18 protein-coding genes are annotated in these 17,617 nt (G+C 63.5%); 2 read left to right on the top strand and 16 right to left on the bottom strand.

What is annotated here, in order from left to right:
• Positions 1–92 precede the first annotated feature (92 nt).
• The 9 genes from ACO07C_RS11060 to ACO07C_RS11020 all read right to left on the bottom strand — a co-directional run bounded on the left by ACO07C_RS11060 (position 93) and on the right by ACO07C_RS11020 (position 8,744).
• Positions 93–1,127 (bottom strand): substrate-binding domain-containing protein, encoded by a 1,035-nt coding sequence (locus ACO07C_RS11060; protein ID WP_421914207.1) that lies wholly within the window; start codon positions 1,125–1,127, stop codon positions 93–95.
• A gap of 347 nt (positions 1,128–1,474) precedes the next feature.
• Positions 1,475–1,933 (bottom strand): MaoC/PaaZ C-terminal domain-containing protein, encoded by a 459-nt coding sequence (locus ACO07C_RS11055; protein WP_421914206.1) that lies wholly within the window; start codon positions 1,931–1,933, stop codon positions 1,475–1,477.
• Position 1,934: 1 nt separating this feature from the next.
• Entirely contained in the window at positions 1,935–3,011 is a 1,077-nt protein-coding gene (locus tag ACO07C_RS11050; RefSeq protein ID WP_421917497.1) for a Gfo/Idh/MocA family protein, read from the bottom strand.
• A complete protein-coding gene (locus ACO07C_RS11045; protein ID WP_421914205.1) occupies positions 3,004–3,333 on the bottom strand; it encodes an L-rhamnose mutarotase in 330 nt (109 codons plus the stop codon). Before ACO07C_RS11045 ends, ACO07C_RS11050 begins: the two co-directional genes overlap by 8 nt.
• A gap of 9 nt (positions 3,334–3,342) precedes the next feature.
• Positions 3,343–4,455, bottom strand: coding sequence for a mandelate racemase/muconate lactonizing enzyme family protein (locus ACO07C_RS11040; protein WP_421914204.1), 1,113 nt, complete (start codon positions 4,453–4,455; stop codon positions 3,343–3,345).
• 2 nt (positions 4,456–4,457) lie between these two features.
• The gene (locus ACO07C_RS11035) at positions 4,458–5,555 is read right to left on the bottom strand and encodes an ABC transporter ATP-binding protein (RefSeq protein ID WP_421914203.1); all 1,098 of its coding nucleotides are present in this window, start codon (positions 5,553–5,555) and stop codon (positions 4,458–4,460) included.
• 1 nt (position 5,556) lies between these two features.
• On the bottom strand, positions 5,557–6,423 hold the full coding sequence (locus ACO07C_RS11030) for a carbohydrate ABC transporter permease (protein ID WP_421914202.1): 867 nt from the start codon (positions 6,421–6,423) through the stop codon (positions 5,557–5,559).
• Positions 6,424–6,425: 2 nt separating this feature from the next.
• Entirely contained in the window at positions 6,426–7,322 is an 897-nt protein-coding gene (locus ACO07C_RS11025; protein WP_421914201.1) for a carbohydrate ABC transporter permease, read from the bottom strand.
• 102 nt (positions 7,323–7,424) lie between these two features.
• Positions 7,425–8,744, bottom strand: coding sequence for an ABC transporter substrate-binding protein (locus tag ACO07C_RS11020; RefSeq protein WP_421914200.1), 1,320 nt, complete (start codon positions 8,742–8,744; stop codon positions 7,425–7,427).
• 158 nt (positions 8,745–8,902) lie between these two features.
• On the opposite strand from ACO07C_RS11020, the gene ACO07C_RS11015 reads away from it, so the two are divergent.
• Both ACO07C_RS11015 and ACO07C_RS11010 read left to right on the top strand, forming a co-directional pair.
• On the top strand, positions 8,903–9,691 hold the full coding sequence (locus ACO07C_RS11015) for an IclR family transcriptional regulator (RefSeq protein ID WP_421914199.1): 789 nt from the start codon (positions 8,903–8,905) through the stop codon (positions 9,689–9,691).
• A gap of 67 nt (positions 9,692–9,758) precedes the next feature.
• On the top strand, positions 9,759–10,595 hold the full coding sequence (locus ACO07C_RS11010; RefSeq protein WP_421914198.1) for an amidohydrolase family protein: 837 nt from the start codon (positions 9,759–9,761) through the stop codon (positions 10,593–10,595).
• A gap of 42 nt (positions 10,596–10,637) precedes the next feature.
• Here the strand turns inward: ACO07C_RS11010 and ACO07C_RS11005 are convergent, their stop codons facing one another.
• From ACO07C_RS11005 to ACO07C_RS10975, 7 genes are read right to left on the bottom strand one after another with little or no spacing between them, the layout of a single operon-like run.
• A complete protein-coding gene (locus tag ACO07C_RS11005) occupies positions 10,638–11,603 on the bottom strand; it encodes an ABC transporter permease (protein WP_421914197.1) in 966 nt (321 codons plus the stop codon).
• Positions 11,604–11,608: 5 nt separating this feature from the next.
• The gene (locus tag ACO07C_RS11000) at positions 11,609–12,550 is read right to left on the bottom strand and encodes an ABC transporter permease (protein ID WP_421914196.1); all 942 of its coding nucleotides are present in this window, start codon (positions 12,548–12,550) and stop codon (positions 11,609–11,611) included.
• Positions 12,547–13,290: an ATP-binding cassette domain-containing protein gene (locus tag ACO07C_RS10995; RefSeq protein ID WP_421914195.1), complete on the bottom strand. Its 744-nt coding sequence runs from the start codon at positions 13,288–13,290 to the stop codon at positions 12,547–12,549. Before ACO07C_RS10995 ends, ACO07C_RS11000 begins: the two co-directional genes overlap by 4 nt.
• On the bottom strand, positions 13,283–14,020 hold the full coding sequence (locus ACO07C_RS10990; protein ID WP_421914194.1) for an ATP-binding cassette domain-containing protein: 738 nt from the start codon (positions 14,018–14,020) through the stop codon (positions 13,283–13,285). The genes ACO07C_RS10995 and ACO07C_RS10990 overlap by 8 nt, the downstream gene beginning before the upstream one ends.
• Before the next feature lie 58 nt (positions 14,021–14,078).
• A complete protein-coding gene (locus ACO07C_RS10985) occupies positions 14,079–15,266 on the bottom strand; it encodes an ABC transporter substrate-binding protein (protein ID WP_421914193.1) in 1,188 nt (395 codons plus the stop codon).
• Between the two features lie 24 nt (positions 15,267–15,290).
• Complete coding sequence (locus ACO07C_RS10980) at positions 15,291–16,436, bottom strand: extracellular solute-binding protein (RefSeq protein WP_421917496.1); 1,146 nt, start codon at positions 16,434–16,436, stop codon at positions 15,291–15,293.
• Positions 16,437–16,456: 20 nt separating this feature from the next.
• Positions 16,457–17,617 carry a CaiB/BaiF CoA transferase family protein gene (locus ACO07C_RS10975; RefSeq protein ID WP_421914192.1) on the bottom strand — a complete coding sequence of 387 codons (1,161 nt, stop codon included), beginning with the start codon at positions 17,615–17,617 and terminating at the stop codon, positions 16,457–16,459.

The raw sequence follows: 17,617 nt of genomic DNA, 5'->3' as shown, positions 1-17,617 counted from the left end.
TCCTTGCGATGGGCGCTTTCAGGGGAAGGGAGCAAGCGCCCCCTTCCGACTTTATCGGCCCCCGGCTGCGCGCCGGGGCAAGAAGATCGGGCTTACTCGTCGATGCCCTTTGTGCCGCGCCGCTGCAGGTACTTGTCCCAGTAGAAATCATCGGCGTTTTCGGCGGTGACGATGGAGAAGCCATTGTCGACGAAGGGCACGCTCATGGCGTTGAAGCCCGAGCGCTTGGCATCGTTCATCGGGTCGATCAGCTGCGGATGCTTGGCCAGCCACAACAGCATGAAGCCCATATAGCCCTGCATGCCCTGGTTGGGATTGACCGATCCGAAGATCTCGCCGGCCTTGATCATGTCGAGGATCTTGGCGTTGACGTCGGCCAGCATGACGCGGATCTTGCCACCGCCTTCCTTGGCTGCCTGCGCCGCACCGATCGCCGAATTGGCTTCGGGCATGAACACGGCGCCGAGGTTCGGATGCGCCTGGGCGAGGCTGAGGACCGCCTGATAGGCCTTGGTCGGATCCTGGTTGGAGGCGGCGCGGCCGACGAGCTTCATGTCCGGCCATTTGGCTTCCATGCGCGCGACGAAGGCGTTGACGCGCTTGTCGTGATTGTCCTGGCCGGGGTTTTCCAGCACGGCATATTCGCCCTTGCCGTCCATCGCCTTGGCGACAGCATCGGCGGCATAAGTGCCCTCTGCGTTGTTGTCGGAGGTGATGTAGGAGATGCGCTTGGAATTAGGCGAGTCCGCCGCGAAGGTCACCACGGCGGTGCCCTGTTCGATGGCGCGATTGATCGGCTCGATGAACGGATCGGAGTTCATCGGATGCACCAGGATGCCCGCCGGCTTCTGCGCCAGCGCCTGGTCGAAGGTGGCGATCTGCTTGTTGACGTCATATTCCGGCGTGCCGGTATAGGCGGTTTCGCAGCCGAACTGCTGGCCGGCCTGCTTGAACATCTCGTAGACCGGGAACCAGTATTCGACCCCCGAGACCATGACGTTCATGACGTATTTCTCACCCGGTTCGCACTTGAACGGGTTTGCGGTTTCGCCGGCAAGCGCCTGAACCGAACCCAAGCAGGTCGATGCAGCCGCCGCGATCGCGAGCGTGCTCAAAAATTTGCGCAAGTTTCCTCCCCTGGCCAAAGCCATTCTCAATAAGCGTCGCGAGCGCTCAGGGCGCCGCTCTGTGGATTGATTGTCGCCGGACTTCCTCCTGAACCCCGACGTGCCAACCATTGCAGTCCGCTTGTAATGTGTCAATAAAATTCAGATAGTGAAATATATTTCAGAGTATAGCGTGCAAGTTTGATCTGCAAGCTCCAACGAGCGCATTCCGGCTGCGTCGTCCTGATGACCGGAAATGTCGGCCGATGAGAGTCGATCTTGGCTAAATGGCTATGGCGGACAACTCGGCAATGCTGGAGATCGCCGATAGTGGGAGCAACCGGCCGGCGACTTTGGAGACAGCGCTTTCAGCTTGGCGTCGTCTTGTCGCGACGCTCGACGATGTAGATGTGGTCGGCTGCCAGCACGACCTCGCCACGCTGGTTGATCACTTCGCAGCGCTCGATCACACGGCCTGAATTGGGTCGCTTCGGGTCGTCTTCCTTGGCCGCGATTGTCGTGCGGGTCTTGATCGTATCACCGATGAACACCGGCTTGATGAAACGCAGCCTGTCGTAGCCATAGGAAAAGGCGACGGGATTGACGACGCTCGCCGTCAATCCGATGCCGACCGAGAACACCAGCGTGCCGTGCGCGATGCGCTGGCCGAATGGCGTCGTCTTCATGAACTCGGCGTCCATGTGGTGCGGGAAGAAATCGCCGGTGTGACCGGCATGGACGATGAAATCAGTCTCGGTGATGGTACGGCCGCTGGTCGTGCGCGACGAGCCGATCTCGTACTCCTCGAAATAGACGATCTGTTCCATGTCAGGGCCTCGCCGCGATCGGTGTCGCCGGGGCGGCACTGGATTGATAGCCGGCCTCGACAAGCGCCATCGTGTTCCAGGCATCCTCGACGGAGCTGACCAGTTCGGTGTCCTCGCCCGATGCAAAGCGCTGGACATTGGCCATGCGACCGACAAAGGCGTCGGGGAACCATTCGCCCTGAAGCGGCACCGTGACCCAGTCGGAACCCCCCTTCGGATGGATTTCAAGGATGTCCGGCTCGCCGCGTGGATAATCCAGATTGAGCCCCAGCTTGAGGTAGGCCGCACCCTCGGTGCCGCAGATGCGGAACTCGCAGGCTTGGCGCCGGCGGCCGAATTTGTGGTCGTGGTTGATCGACAGCGCGCAGCGCAAGGTATCGCCATAGTCGAGGATCGCGCTGGTGCGTGTTTGCGCGACCTTGTGGTTGGGATGGCCGAGCGTCTTGGCGTGAATCCCCCTGGGGTCGCCAAGGAGCTGCCGGATCAGGTCGAGATAGTGGATCGAATGCATGGCGATCTCGACGCGCGGCGCTGTCCGCAGGAATTCCCAGAGTTGCCAGGGCGTCGCAAGCGCGAGCCAGGCATCGAAATCGACGATTTCGCCCAGCCACCCCTTGGCGATAGCGTCCTTGAGCGCCAGCATCATCGGCGCGAAGCGGAGCTGAAAGTTGACGGCCGCCCTGAGGTTCTTGCGCCGGCACGTACGCAGGATTTCGGTAGCCTCTGTGAGGTCGCTGCCCATCGGCTTCTGGATCAGCGCCACGGCATCGTCGGCCAGTTTGCCGAGCACATCGGCGTGACGGGCCGGCGGCGTTGCCAGATCGAAGATGGCATCGTTGACCGACGCGGCCTCCTCGGCCGAGCGGTAGGCAGCGATGCCCCAGCTGTCCGCCAGCTTCTGTGCCTTGGCGTGATCGGGATCGAAAAGCCCGGCGACCGGGAAGCCGGCCTTCCGGTAGGCCGGCAGATGGGCGTCGCCAACGATCGAGCCGGCCCCGAAAATCACGATCGGCCGAGGATTTGACGGCCGCGCCCACGCCTGCGAGAGCGAGGCGGGATCGAAGGCACCATCAGTCATGATGGAAGACTTCATCCATCGACGCCCACCATTCGCCCTCCTTGCGGGTCGGCAGCGGCTCCTGGCAGGGCATGCAGACCGCCCACCATTCCTGCGTCCTTGGGTCGGCCGCCATCTTGGCCATGTCCGCGGCGTAATCGGTGCCGTGATATTCAAAAGTGCTGAACAGCAGATTCTCCGGCTGCTTCAGGTAAATGGAATAGTTCTTGATGTTGCAGGCGGAAATCATGGTGAGCACGTCAGGCCAGACGGCGGCGTGAAGCCGCACATATTCCTTGACCTTTTCCGGCTTGAGGCCGAGCACCATTCCCATCCGCTGCATGTCCGCTTCCTATTTCATGATCGTCGTGGTGAACTCACCGATGCTCTTCGCCTTGACGGCATCCCAGTCCCAGTCGATGCCGATGCCGGGTTCTTCCGGTGCCAGGGCATGGCCGTCCTCGATGCGCATCTTCTTGCCGGTCAGTTCGTCAAGTTGGGGAATATACTCGACATAGCGGCCGTTCTGAATGGCGCAGGTCAGGCTGACATGCAGTTCCATCAGGAAGTGCGGACAAACGGGAATGTCGAACGCCTCGGCCGCATGAGCCACCTTCAGCCAGGGAGTGATACCGCCGATGCGGCCGACATCGACCTGGACGATCGAGCAGGCGCCCTTCTGCATGTATTCGCGGAAATGGCGGATCGAATAGAGCGACTCGCCAATGGCGATCGGCGTCGATGTCGCGTTCGACAGCCGCACATGTCCGTCAATATCATCGGCCGGCAGCGGCTCCTCGATCCAGGCGAGGTCGAGCTCACGCAACCGCTCCGCCCGGCGGATCGCCTCGTCGACGGAAAAGCCTTGGTTGCAGTCGGTCATGATCTCGTAGCCGTCGCCGACCGCCTTGCGCACCGCTCTCAGCCGGGCAAGGTCCTCCGACCCGTGCGGTTTGCCGATCTTGACCTTCGAACCGCGAAAACCCTTGGCCTTGGCGGCCAGCGCGTCGTCGACCAGCGCCTCGGTCTCGATGTGCAGCCAGCCGCCCTCGGTGGTGTACAGCGGGCAACGGTCCTTGGCGCCGCCGGCCAGCTTCCACAGCGGCAAGTTCTGCTTTTTCGCCCGAAGGTCCCAGAGCGCCGTGTCGACGGCCGCGAGTGCGATGGCCGTGATCGCGCCGATCGTCGTGGCGTGGGTGGCGAATTCGAGTTCGTGCCAGATCGCCTCGATCATGTCGGCGTCGCGGCCGATCAGGCGCGGCGCCAGATGATCGGACAACAGCCGCATCACCGAGGAGCCCCCGGTGCCGATCGTGTAGCTGTAGCCGGTTCCGACCGCGCCATCGGCGTCGGTGATAGTGACGATCGGCGTTTCCTGGCTGACGAAACTCTGGATCGCGTCGGTGCGCTTCACCTTCGGCACCAGGTCGACGATGCGCAGTTCGACTTTTTCGATTCTTGCCATGGTCAGCCTCGCAATGTCCGTCCGGTCGCGGTGGAAAACAGATGCGCCTGCGACAGGTCCAGGCTCATCTTCACCTTGTCGCCCGCCCGCAGCGGTTTCGGGTTGAGCATGCGCGATACCCAGTCGTTGCCGTTGAATTCGACGAACACCAGCGTCTCGTTGCCCAGCGGCTCTGTCACGATCACGGGCAATTCCAGCTGGTGAACGTCGGCGTCCGCGCCGGAGCTGATTCCGTGCCCCGTCGGATAGATGTCGTCGGGCCTGAGGCCGAACACCACCTTGTCGCCGGCGGTCACATTCGCCTTGAACTGCCCGGGCAGGGGCAATTTCTGGCCGCTGGCGAACAGCAACTGTCCGGCGTCGACGACCGCCTCATGCAGGTTCATCGGCGGCGAACCGATGAAGCCGGCGACAAAGCGCGTGGCCGGCCGCCGGAAAACCTCGTCGGGTGTGCCGACCTGTTCGATATGGCCATCGCGCATGATGACGATGCGGTCGGCGAGCGTCATCGCCTCGACCTGGTCATGGGTGACATAGATCACCGTCGACTGCACCTTGGCGTGCAGCTTCTTGATCTCGGTACGCATCTGCGTCCGCAGCTTGGCGTCGAGATTGGACAGCGGCTCGTCGAACAGGAAGACATCGGGATCGCGCACGATCGCGCGGCCCATGGCGACGCGCTGGCGCTGGCCGCCGGACAACTGCGAGGGGCGGCGGTCGAGCAGCGTGTCGAGGCCGAGGATGGCCGATGCCTCGGCGACGCGCCGGTCCATGTCTTCCTTGGCCGCTCCCGCGATCTTGAGCGAGAAGCCGAGGTTTTCGCGCACCGTCATGTGCGGGTAGAGCGCGTAGGACTGGAACACCATCGAGATGTTGCGCGAGCGCGGCGGCAGGTCGTTGACCTTGCGGCCGCCGATCTCGATCACCCCGCCGCTGATATCCTCGAGTCCCGCGATCATGCGCAGCGTCGTCGATTTGCCGCAGCCGGAAGGCCCGACCAAGGCAATGAACTCGCGATCGGCGACATCGAGGTCGATGCCGTGCACGACGCCGACCGGGCCATAGCTCTTGGTAAGTTTCTTCAGGGATACGGTTGCCATGTCAGCCTTTCACTGCGCCCGACGTCAGGCCGCCGACGAGATGTTTCTGGACGATGAAGGTAAGCGTGAGGGCCGGAATGATCATGACCACGGCCAGCGCGCACATGCCGCGCCAGTCGATGGTGAATTCAGCGGTGTAGTCGAGCAGCCCGACCGGCAGCGTCTTGGAATTGACCGAGCGCGTCAGCTGCGATGCCAGCGCGAACTCGTTCCACGATGTCAGGAAAGCGAAGATGCCGGCGGAAGCGATGCCGGGGCCGGCCAGCGGAAACTCGACCTGCCAGAAGGCCTGCCAGCGGGTGCAGCCGTCGATCTGGGCCGCTTCGGCGAGGTCTTTCGGCACCTGACGGAAGAAGCCGTCGATCAGCCAGATGGTGAAGGGAACGTTGAGCGCGACATAGGCGAGGATCAGCCCGAAATGCGTGTCGATGATGCCGAGCCGCGCATAGACGAAGAACAGCGGCAGCGACAGCGCGATGCCCGGCACCGTGCGCGTCAGCATCAGGCCAAGGAACATCGCCGACTTGGCGCGGAAGCGGTAGCGGGCAAAGGCGTAGCCGCCGGCCATGCCTATGGCGATGGCGATGACCGTGGAGGTCACCGAGATGATCAGCGAGTTGCGGAAATAGTCGAGCACGGGAATGCCGCCCTTGCCGATGCCGCTGAACATGGCGACATAGGCGTCGAGCGAAATATCCTGGGGGATCCAAACCGGCGGCTTGGCCATGATCTCGACGGTTGGCCTCAGCGACGACAGCACGATCCAGATGCCGGGCAGGCAGATGACCAGCATGGCCAGGAACAGGCCGACGGCGTGGGCAATGCTCAAGGCGCGGCGGCGCAGGCGATGGGCGGCGTTCTGGTCCATGCTCACCATTCCGCCGCGACCTGCGAGCGCGCCGCGGCGAGCTTGCGGTAGAAATAGACGGTGAACAGGATCGATAGCAGGATCGAGACATAGGCCATGGCGTTGGCCATTCCCATCCTGGAATCGCTGTAGCCGGTGCGCGCCACGAGCGTCCACAAAAGCTCGGTACGCCCGGCCGGGCCGCCATCGGTCATGATCTTGACGATGTCATAGGCGCGCGCGACGTCCAGCGATCGGATCGTCATGGCGATGTAGGCGAACGGCATGATGAACGGCCATGTCACATAGCGGAACGTCTGCCACGGCGTGCAGCCGTCGACGCGGGCCGCCTCGACCGGTTCGCGCGGCATGGCCAGAAGCCCGGCCAGGATGAGGATCGCGAACACCGAGGTCGACGACCAGATCTCGGCGGTCAGAATGGCGAAGAAGGCAAGCTTGCCGTCGATCAGCCACGGGATGGCGCGGTCGGTCAGGCCGAGCGCCTGGAGCGCGTTGTTCACCAGGCCGATATTGTCATTGAACATGAATTTGAACTGGAAGCCGACCAGGATCGGCGAGAACATCATCGGGAACATCATGATGGTGCGCAGCAGGCGCTGTCCGCGCGACGCCTTTTCCACCAGCAAAGCCAGGCCGAGTCCCAGCAGCATTTCGAGATTGAGCGCCACTGTCAGCAGCACGACGGTGCGCAGGAAGGCTGCCCAGAAATTCCAGTCGGCCAGGATGTTGGCATAGTTGCGAAACCCGATGAACACCCAGAAGGTCTCCGGCCGGGTCAGCCGGAACGGTGTGAAACTCGAATAGAGGGACAGGCACAGCGGCACCACGACCACCGCGGCCAGCACGATGATGGCCGGCAGCAGAAGCAGGAACGGTGCCGAGGGTTTCCAGCCTTTCATGTCGATCCGGTTCTGTTTGGTGCCCGAATACCGCAGGCCAGGGCGCTGGAAACGGTTCGGGGACGTAACGTCTTCACAAACGCCGCGCCCCCGGGGAGGAAATTAAAGCTTGCCGGCATCCTGCAGGATCTGCGTCGCCTTGGCTGCGGCTTCGTCCAACGCCTGCTTGGAGGTCTTGTCACCCAGGATAGCGGCCTGCAGTTCAGGATAGACAGCGTTGGATATCTCGATCCATTCCGGCGTCTGCGGAACCGCGAAAGCGTGCTTGGCCTCTTCCTGGAATGCGGCGAGGACCTCCTTCTTGTAAGGATCGTTCTCGGCCTGCTTTAGGTCCCATTCCCAGACCGCCGTGCGGGTCGGCAGCGGGCCGGCGGCCGCTTCCAGCTTCTGGCTATCCTCGTTGGTGAGCCACCACACCAGGGAGGCAGCCGCCTCCTTGTTGGGGCAATTCTCGGTTACCGAGAAGCCATGGAAGCCGGACCAGCCGGTGCGGATGCCGGCCGAGCCCTTGGGCGCGACCTTGACGCCGACATTGCCGGCGACCTTCGACGATTTCGGATCGTTGAAGAATCCGGCCCATCCCGGCCAGTCGAGATTGATGGCGATCGTACCCGAAGCAAAGCCCTGGCCAAGATCGTCCCACAGGTAGTTGGTGGTGCCCGCCGGCACGGCCTTGGCCTTGTAGAGGTTGACGAACCAGTCGAGCGCACGCACGCCGGCTTCGGAGTTGAAGACGGGCTTGCCGTCCTTGTCGAGATACTCGCCGCCCTCGGCGACAACCATCTCGTAGAAGCGGCCGTTGATTGCCTCTTCCTTGCCCGCGAACTGGGTGCCGTAGAAATTTGGCGGATTGGCGAAGAATTCGGCCTGGTCGGTGACTTCCTTCCAGGTGTCCGGAGGCACGAGGTCGTAGCCGTATTTCGCCTTGAACTTGGTCTTGTTGTCGGCGTCCTCGTACAGGCTCTTCTGGTAGTAGAGCGCCGACACGTCGAACTGCGCGCGCGGCAGCATTTCCAGCTTGCCGTCGATGGTTGCCGCCTTGATCGTCGAGGGCACGAAGGCGTCAATCTCCGACTTGGGCAGCAGCTTGCTGAGATCGGTGTAGAGGCCGGTGTACTGCGGCGCGAAAGAGGAGTGGTTCCAGCCGACGCACCAGTTGGTGCTGCCGGAAGCGATGTCCGATTTCAGCTCCTTGTCGATATCGAAGCCGTTCTTCTTGGTCAGGATGTTGACCTTGGCGCCGGTCGCCTTCTCCCACTCGCCGATGCGCGTGTATAGCGCTTCATACTGCTGGCCGCCGATCAGCTTGGCGTCGATGGTGACGCCTTCGAACTTGCCGGGTAGGTCGCCGGCGAAGGCAGCGCCCGCGCCAAAAGCAAGCAGCGTTACGCCGGCCGACAGGCCGGAAATCAATCTCTTCATTGGTTCCTCCCAAAGGACCCGCGTCGACGGCCATGACATGATCGTCGGGCAGATTCATTCATATACAAACAAAACATTCATACATCGTCAAGCCGAAAGTTCTTTCGAATTTTCGCTCTTTATGCGCATATGAAGGACGGAATTCACTGGAGAGGGTCATGGCCGAGGACGATGAAGATGACCGTTATCGCGCGCCCGCGCTGGACAAGGGGCTCGATATCCTCGAACTGTTGGCGGGCGTGGACGGTGGCCTGACGCAGGCCGAGATCGCCAAGAAACTCGACCGCAGTCCCAACGAATTCTACCGCATGCTCGACCGCCTTGTGCGGCGGGGATATGTGACGCGCCCTGATGGCGATCGCTATTCGCTGACGCTCAAGCTGTTTGGGCTGGCGCAATTGCACGCGCCGGTGCGTCGGCTCGTTTCCTACGCAACGCCGATCATGCGCGACCTGGCCGAGACCTCATGGCAGGCGAACCAATTGGTCGTGTTCGACCGTGGAGCCGCCGTTGTCATCGCCCAGCAGGAAGCGCCGCGTTACTGGGGCATCTCGATCCGAGTCGGCTCCCACATCAGCCTTTTCGACACCGGATCCGGTCATGTGCTTCTTGCATTCCGCTCTCCGGAAGAGCGCAAGATGATGATCGCGGAGCATCTGCAGAGTACCGATGAGGTCGCCCTGACGCCGGAATTTTTCGCTCGTCTCGACCAGGTCCGCGACCGCGGCTACGAGATGATGGCATCTCTTCAGACCGCGGGCGTCTATAATCTTTCCACGCCGGTTCTCGGCCCGGATGGCCGTGCCATCGCCGCGCTGACCATACCCTACATCACGCTTGTGAACGCGCCGGCCGCACCCGACATAACGGCCACGATCCAGCTGCTGCAGAGCGCCGCGACGCGACTCTCGAATCTCGCCGGGTCAGCCGTAAAGCAGGGCAGGTAATTCTTATTTGAATGATTGATTTCTCCGTGAGATGATCGCAAGTCGCCAGGGAGGAGGGCGCGCCGCCATGATCTTCGACACCCATCTGCACCTGATCGATCTTTCGGCGCTGCGCTATCCGTGGCTCGGCGGCGTGCCGGCGCTGAACCGCGATTTCTCCCATGACGACTATGCGACCCAGGCCCGCCGCGCCGGCATCGAGGGCGCGTTGCATATGGAAGTCGATGTCGATCCGGCCGACATCGAAGCTGAAACCGGTCATGTGAAGGCGCAGTCGCGAAAGAGTGGCAGTTTGCTGCGTGGGGCGATTGCTTCCTGCCGTCCGGAAGATGCGGACTTTGCCGCCTATCTGGAACGTCAGCAGGCCGATCCTTTCGTCAAGGGCTTTCGCCGCGTACTCCACGTCATGCCTGACGAGCTTTCGGAAGGCGCGCATTTTCGCGAAAGCATCAAGCGGCTTGCGGGAACCGGCCTGACCTTCGATCTCGTCGTCCTGCCGCACCAGATACCCAAGGCGATCGCTCTCGCCGATCTGGCGCCCGGCGTCCAGTTCGTGCTCGACCATTGCGGTGTGCCCGACATCAAGAGCGCCGGCGATCATCCGTGGCGCCAGCACATTGCGGAGATCGCGCGGCGCGAAAACGTCGTCGCCAAGATTTCCGGCGTTGTCGCCTATGCGGATGCCGGGTCCTGGACGGTCGACACCTTGCGTCCCTATGTCGAACACACCATCAAGTGCTTCGGCTGGAGCCGCGTCGTCTGGGGCAGCGACTGGCCGGTCTGCACGCTGGGCGGCGGCCTCGCGACCTGGGTGGCGGCAACGCATGCGTTGATCGGCGGCGCAAGCCCGGATGAGCGGACACTGCTGCTGTCCGCCAACGCCAAGCGGCTGTGGGGCCTGTAGAACGGCTGAGGCGCACTCGACCTCCAGCGTTATTGTCGGCGCTCAGATCGTCGCCGATACGTGGCGCTCGCGGCCATAGAGCGACACGAGCAGCACGATGACGAAGCCAAGGGCCGCCTGCACCGTCGAGGGCTGGAAGCCGAGCCCGATCAGCAGCGTGTTGATCTCCGTCAGCACCAGCACGCCGGCGATGGTGCCGAAATAGTTGCCGCGGCCGCCAACGAGCGCAGCACCACCGACCACAACCGCCGCGATGGTCTGGAACAGATAGGGTTGGCCGACATCGCCATAGGCCGAACCAGTGAAGCCGAGCAGCAGCACGCCTGCGGCGGCGGCGAAGAAGGCGCTCGCGGCATAGGTGACCGTCCACATTCGCACCGGATCGATCAACGCCAGCGGTGCTGCCTCCGGGTTGCTGCCGACGGCATAGAGGCGGCGTCCATAGGGCGTTCTGGCAAGCACGAGCGCCACCAATAAGGTCAGCACCGCCACGCATGGCACCACCGCCGGCACCGGAAGCGGGCCGGTGGACCCGCCGATCGAAACGAAAGCGGATACAGCATCCGGTGCCGATCCGGATGGAAAGCCGCCGGTCCACAAAAGGACTGCGCCTTGCACGATCATTCCGATGCCCAGCGTGACGATCAGCGGATGGATGTTCAGACCGCGCGAGATCAGCCCATTGAGCGCGCCGATCAGGATGGCGAGCACGCCGACGATCAGGCAGACCAGCGCGAAATTCATGCCGTTGCCGTAGAGCTGCGCGGCGACGACGTTGGCAAAGCCGATGACGAAGGGGATCGACAGGTCGATGCCGCCGAGGATGACGACGAGCGTCTGGCCGATCGATGCCACGGCTAGCAGCGAGGCGATGACCAGCAACGCGCGGATCGCGAACGGCGCGGAATAGCCGGGGATCAGCAGCGTGCCGGAGATCTGCAAGGCGACCGCGACGGCAAAGGCGCCGGCGACGCGGGCATTGGTGGACTGGAACCAGGTCTGGGCCATGCTTGTCAGCCTTTCCGTCCGGAGAGCCGTTCCTGCAGCGCGGTCATGATGACCGCCACCACGAGGATGACGCCATAGGCGATCTGCAGCACATAGGTGGAGACGTTGAAGGCGGTCAGCACGCTCTGCAGCAGGAAGATGTCGATGGCGCCGATCGCGGCGCCCAACAGTCCGCCGCGTCCGCCGGCAAGGCTGACGCCGCCAAGCGCCACCGCGGCGATTGCGATCAGCGTGTAGGTCGGTCCGATGTTGGGATCGGCCGAACCGATCAGCGCCGTCAGCATCAAGCCGGCGCAGGCGGCAAGCATGCCGGTCATGACATAGGCGATGAAGCGAACCTTGGTGACGGGCACGCCGGCCGTGTAGGCGGCGCGATCGTCACTGCCGACAGCCATCAGCTGGTCGTAATAGGGCGTCTGGCGCACCAGCCACCAGAACAGGAAGATCAGCGCCAGCGGCACCGCCGACCAGGGACCCGACATGGCCTTCAGCCATGCCGGCGCCGGGCCGATCGGCGCGGGCAGGATGGTCAGCGTTATGCCGGCAAGGATCAAATAGGTGCCCAGCGTCGCGACGATCGGCTGGATGCGTACCACCGTGGCCAGGAAGCCGTTGGCGGCACCGACCAGTGCACCGATCAGCAGTGCCGCCGGCACAATGATCAACGGCGACGAGATGCCGAGCGTCAGGAACAGCAACTGGATCACGATCGCGTTGACGAACCCCATCAGCGGTCCGACGGAAATGTCGATGCCGCCGCGCCCGGCCAGTATGACCGGAGCCGAGGCCACCGCCGCGCCGATCAGCGGCGCCGCCAGGCCGATCAATGTGCCCCATGCCGATGGGTGGAAACGGGCCGGGTTGAGCACCAGGTTGACCACCGCAAGGATGACCAGAAGCACGACCGCGAAACCAGCGCCGCGCCATTTGCGCCACGAGCCCTTCATGCCGCGCGTCCGAACATGGCGGCGATCACGGTGTCACTGTTCATTTGCTGTCCGCTGATTTCTGCCGCCACCTGCTGTTCACGGAACACCAGGACGCGATGGCAGAGCAGGAGAATTTCCTCGATCTCGCTCGACAGGATGACCAGCGACATGCCGTCGGCGGCCAACCCCCGGAATACGTCGTAGAGGATATGGCGAGTCGCCACGTCGACGCCGCGCGTCGGGTCGTTGAGCAGCAGGAAGGCCGGCTCCAGTGCCAATGCCCGGGCCAGCAGCACCTTCTGCTGGTTGCCGCCGGAAAGCGTGGTGATCGCGGCGTCCGGTCGTGGCGCGACGATGGAGAGCTTTTCGCGATACGCTTCATAGCGCTGCCGGCGCCGTGAAAAATTCAGCAACCCGAAATGCATGTCGCGCGACAGCGTCGAGACTGCGAAATTGTCCAGCACGGACTGGGTCGGAAAGATCCCGGTGGCGCGCCGGTCGCGCGGCAGATAGGCGATGCCGCTGGCGACCGCCTTGCGAAAACTGGTAACGGCACGCGGCCCAGCCGGCGTGTGGATGATCACATCGCCGCCGACAGGTTTCTCCAGTCCAGCCAGCGCTTTCAGGAACCGCTCCTGGCCATGGCCGTCGAGACCTGCAAGGCCGACAATCTCGCCCGGCGCGATTGTCTGTGTCACCGGGGCCGCGCCGGGCGCGATGACCAGGCCGCGCACCGAAAGGGCAGTCTGTTCAGACATGCGCGAGCTCCGCCGCCGTGCGCGGCGCCATCGCCTTGAGCAACTCGGATGCTGTGGATCCGCCGCGCTCCTCCGTTGCCACCACATTGCCGCCGCGCAGCACGGAGATCCGGTCGGAAAGCGCCATCACCTCGTCCATGCGGTGGGTAATGAACAGGATAAGGCAGCCCTCCGAGGCGAGCCTGCGCATCATGGCGAAAACCGCCTCGCGGTCGGCAAAGTCGAGCGCTGCCGTCACCTCGTCGAGAATGAGAATGCGCGGCGTGCGGACGATCGCGCGGGCGAGCACAATGAGTTGCTGAACCGCCAGCGGCAACTGCCCCGCCGGCTGGTCAAGCGGGATCTCGGTTACCGCGAACTGCTTCAGCACGGCTTGCGCGCGCTGCTTTCGCTCGCCTCGGGGCACCGCGCGTTTGAGCAGGCCATCGAGCCCAAGCAGGATGTTGTCGGTGACCGAGCGGTCGGGCGCGATCAGCACCTCCTGGAACACGGTGGCGAAACCGGCGGCCTGGAAGGCTGCCGGTCCATGGCCGGAGAAGGGCGCTCCGTTGAGCCGGATCGTGCCGCTGTCTGATTGCACGATCCCGGACAGCAGTTTGACGAGCGTGCTCTTGCCCGAGCCGTTCTCGCCCAGGATGGTGTGGATCGTGCCAGCGCGGAACGCGATCGAGGCGTTCGCCAGCGCGACCGTTTCGCCATAGCGTTTAGAGACATCCTGGACTTCCAGCATGGCATATTCCTGATGGGGGAAGGCCGGCGCCGCGCGTGCGGCGCCGGCCTTCAAGATATTACTTGGCGCAGGCGTCCGGCACCTTCGAATAGTCCCAGCCCTGGGTCGGCGCCGGATTGGCGAAATAGGCGTTCAGCCATTCCTCCGGCATCGGGTCCTTCGGCGGGACCGGGAAGATCGAAACCGCGTCCGGCGTCATGCAGTCCTTGTACCAGGCGCCAAGATCCGCGCTGTGAACCGGCGGTATCGGGATCAGCAGCGTGTTCAGCTTGGGCTTCTGGCCGTCGAGCATGCGAACGCCGATGCGAAACAGCGTCTCGGCGGTCCAGTGCGGCAGCACCGCATGGCCTTCGAAGCGGTACTTGTCGGGATTGGCCTTCCAGTAGCCCAGCGCATCGCCGGTGATCGAACCGGTGATCAGCGGAGCAGGCCTCCCGGCCTGCGCGAACGCTTCCGCCACGACGCGGCTTTCGCTGCCTGTCGTCCACACCGCATCGATCGGCGCCGGATTGGTGGCGATCGCCTGCAGCACCACGGTCTTGGTGACGTTGGCCGTCCAGTTGCCGTTGACGTTGCGCGCGATCTTCAGCTTCGGATTCTCGGCCAGCGCCTTGTCCGCGCCCTGGCGTTCCTGAACCACGATCGGGTGGCCCGCGATGCCCTCGACCAAAAGTATGCTGGCGCCGTTCGGATCGGCCTTGCCGATCGCCGTCATCATGTCATAGCCCCAACGCGAATAGTTGGAATCGACATTGATCGCGTTCGGGCTGGTCACCGAACCGGCGGCGGTCAGGAAGGGAATACCGGCCTTGGCGGCGGCATCGATGGCGTCGTCCAGCGCGGTCGCCGAGCCGGGGATCGACGTGATGATCGAGCACTTCTTGTCGATGAAGGCGCGGATCTGGTTGATCTGCTGGCTGGCGTCGTTGTTGGAATCCGACACTTCGAAGCTCGACACCGTGCCGTCGGCGATCAGCCCGTCAACCAGACGTTTCAACTCCTTGGTGACGGTAACGCGCCACGGATTGCCCTGGTAGGATTCCGAGTGGCACCATTTCCATGGCTTCGGCGGCGGCGTGAAATTGTCCCAGGCCGATGGCAGGATTTTCTGCGGCGCCCCGTCATACTGCGCTTTCAGTTCAGTCGGCAGCCCCGCGATCACGCCCTGCACGTCCTCGGCATAGGCAACGGTTGCCATCGATACAAAAGCGGTTGCGGCCAAAAGGCCGCGGATCATGTTTTTCATTGTTCTCCTCCGTTTAGTTTAGTTTCAGGCTCCTCCACCGGCAGCGCCGGACACCCGCGCCGGGAAACTCTCCCGAAACAGGCGATTGAGATCGGCGACAACGGAAGCGGCGGCGTGCCGCTCGACCAGGCCGAGATTGATGCGATCGGACGCGCTCTGCTGGAACGCCATGTAGCCATCGTGACGAGGCCTGACCCATGCGCCGTCGAGCGTGGCGCGGGTGTCCTTGTAGAAATTGCCGGTCGCCGCATTGACCGCCTGGTCTCCCCAGGCCGCGGCGTGGCCGGGCTGGCCGCCCGCGGCGGCATAGGGGCCGCGCTGCACGTCGCCGCTGGCGATCCAATAGGCAAAGTCGATCGCCTCGGGTTTCGCCTTTGAAAAGGCCGAGACGGCGATACCGGTTCCGCCCAGTGCCGAACCGACAGGGCCGGCATCTCCGGCGGCCGGGATGTCCGTGAAGGCGAGGCGGTGGGGCCGGAAGCCGGTGACGGCGTAGGAAACGTAGCCATAGATCAGCGGCGCGCAGAATGTTTGCGAGTCGGTCGCGGCCATGTCCTCGGAAACCGCGATCGGGTCCATGCCAAGGCAAACCGGGTCGACGAGCGCGGCGATCTCGCGCATCATCTCGAAAACCTGCTCGCCGGTCGCGAGGCCGATGAGATCGCCGGGCGCATCGGTCGCGCAGGGCTTCCCGAGATTACCGGCAAGCGTGTAGAGCGTCATCAGCGAATGCGGCGGCCTGAGCGGCAACAGGACATGGCCTCGCCGCGCCAGGTCGAGCACCTCGGACCAGCGCGTCGGCGCCGCGTTCAGCCGATCCGGTCGCCACGCTTGCACCTGGCTGGCCGCGTCGATTGGAAACGCCCATTGTCGGCCTTGCCACGTATAGCTCGGATAGGACTGACCGAGGCTGCCGGCCTTGAGTGCCGCACGGTCAGCTTCCCGGCCCGCGACATCCAGCGGCGCCAGGCAATTCTCGGCGGTGATCTGGCCGACATGCGGATGGTCGATGACGATGAGGTCGTAGGCGCGCGCCAGTTCCTCGACCGGGAAGGATTCGAAATCCTGCAGCGAGCGCTTGTCCCATGCGATGGCAACGCCGGTTTTCTGCTCCCACAGGGACGAGCAGGCGACCATCGGATCGTAGCCACGCGGATGACTCCAGGTCATGCCCTTGAGGGTGCGCACGCTCACAGGCCGAATTCCTCGCGAATCCGTGCACTATGCTCGCCAATGCGCGGCGCTGCCCGGTCGACCTTGGCGCGGACGCCATCGACCCTGAGCGGCGAACTTGTGGTCAGGATCGAGACATCATCCTCGCGCGTCACGGTCTGCAGCATATCAAGCGACTGGAAACCCTCGCTTGCCAGCATTTCCGGCCAGGTCAGCACCTTGGCGCACCAGATATCGGCCGGCTCGAGAATGGCCAGCCATTCCTCGATCGTCTTGGTGGCGATTCTCCTGGCGATGATCGCCTTGATGTCGTCGCGCGCGGTAAACCACGATGCCGGCTTGTCGCGATAGGGGGCCAGTTCTTCAAGCGACAGCAGGTCGGCAAGCTTGGGGATCGGCGTCATGGCTATGGCCAGGTACCCGTCCTTGGCAGGGTAGACACCGTAGGGTGCCGAGAGATAGGCATGCGCGCTGCGGAAGTTGGAGCGCTTGGGCAAGCGGCGGCCATCGTTTAGATGCGTCGTCAGCACCTCGAACTGGAAGTCGACCAGTGCTTCGAGCAGGCTGGTTTCGATATGGCTTCCCTGACCGGTGACGCCGCGCCGCACAAGCGCCGCCAGAATGCCTTGCGCACAGGCCGCGCCCGCCAGCATGTCGCCGATGGCAAGCCCGAACGGCACCGGTCCCTGATCCTCGTCGCCGTTCAGCCACATCACGCCCGAGCGCGACTGTGCCAGCAGGTCCTGGCCGGGCCGCTTGACCCATGGACCGTCCTCGCCATAGCCGCTGATGGAGGCGTAGACGAGCCGCGGATTGATCTTGCGGACAGCCTCATAGTCGAGGCCCAGCCGCTCGATGACACCCGGCCTGAAGTTCTGGATCAACACGTCGGCCTTCGTCAGTAATTCGCGCAAAGCCTTGAGATCGGCCTCGTTCTTGAGGTCGATCGCAAAGCTTTCCTTGGCCCGGTTGATGGCATGGAAGATGGTGGAATCGCCGCCGATCTCGGTGTCGCTGAGATAGAGCCTTCGCGATAGGTCGCCGCCATCCGGGCGCTCGATCTTGATGACGCGAGCGCCGAGGTCAAGAAGCCTGAGCGAGCAGTAGGGCCCGGACAGGAACTGGCTCATGTCGACGACGACCAGGCCGGCAAGCGGCAAATCGGCTGCTGCCGGCAT

It is taken from the genome of Mesorhizobium sp., assembly GCF_965229135.1.
Classification (GTDB): domain Bacteria; phylum Pseudomonadota; class Alphaproteobacteria; order Rhizobiales; family Rhizobiaceae; genus Mesorhizobium.
This window is presented reverse-complemented; position numbering and strand designations above follow the sequence as displayed.

Coding starts and splice junctions, on each gene's coding strand:
- ACO07C_RS11015 (WP_421914199.1), top strand. CDS start 8,903: ATGGCCGAGGACGATGAAGATGACCGTTATCGCGCGCCCGCGCTGGAC.
- ACO07C_RS11020 (WP_421914200.1), bottom strand. CDS start 8,744: ATGAAGAGATTGATTTCCGGCCTGTCGGCCGGCGTAACGCTGCTTGCT.
- ACO07C_RS11045 (WP_421914205.1), bottom strand. CDS start 3,333: ATGCAGCGGATGGGAATGGTGCTCGGCCTCAAGCCGGAAAAGGTCAAG.
- ACO07C_RS11040 (WP_421914204.1), bottom strand. CDS start 4,455: ATGGCAAGAATCGAAAAAGTCGAACTGCGCATCGTCGACCTGGTGCCG.
- ACO07C_RS11035 (WP_421914203.1), bottom strand. CDS start 5,555: ATGGCAACCGTATCCCTGAAGAAACTTACCAAGAGCTATGGCCCGGTC.
- ACO07C_RS11010 (WP_421914198.1), top strand. CDS start 9,759: ATGATCTTCGACACCCATCTGCACCTGATCGATCTTTCGGCGCTGCGC.
- ACO07C_RS10995 (WP_421914195.1), bottom strand. CDS start 13,290: ATGTCTGAACAGACTGCCCTTTCGGTGCGCGGCCTGGTCATCGCGCCC.
- ACO07C_RS10980 (WP_421917496.1), bottom strand. CDS start 16,436: ATGACCTGGAGTCATCCGCGTGGCTACGATCCGATGGTCGCCTGCTCG.
- ACO07C_RS11050 (WP_421917497.1), bottom strand. CDS start 3,011: ATGACTGATGGTGCCTTCGATCCCGCCTCGCTCTCGCAGGCGTGGGCG.
- ACO07C_RS10985 (WP_421914193.1), bottom strand. CDS start 15,266: ATGAAAAACATGATCCGCGGCCTTTTGGCCGCAACCGCTTTTGTATCG.
- ACO07C_RS11055 (WP_421914206.1), bottom strand. CDS start 1,933: ATGGAACAGATCGTCTATTTCGAGGAGTACGAGATCGGCTCGTCGCGC.
- ACO07C_RS11030 (WP_421914202.1), bottom strand. CDS start 6,423: ATGGACCAGAACGCCGCCCATCGCCTGCGCCGCCGCGCCTTGAGCATT.
- ACO07C_RS10975 (WP_421914192.1), bottom strand. CDS start 17,617: ATGCCGGCAGCAGCCGATTTGCCGCTTGCCGGCCTGGTCGTCGTCGAC.
- ACO07C_RS10990 (WP_421914194.1), bottom strand. CDS start 14,020: ATGCTGGAAGTCCAGGATGTCTCTAAACGCTATGGCGAAACGGTCGCG.
- ACO07C_RS11005 (WP_421914197.1), bottom strand. CDS start 11,603: ATGGCCCAGACCTGGTTCCAGTCCACCAATGCCCGCGTCGCCGGCGCC.
- ACO07C_RS11025 (WP_421914201.1), bottom strand. CDS start 7,322: ATGAAAGGCTGGAAACCCTCGGCACCGTTCCTGCTTCTGCTGCCGGCC.
- ACO07C_RS11000 (WP_421914196.1), bottom strand. CDS start 12,550: ATGAAGGGCTCGTGGCGCAAATGGCGCGGCGCTGGTTTCGCGGTCGTG.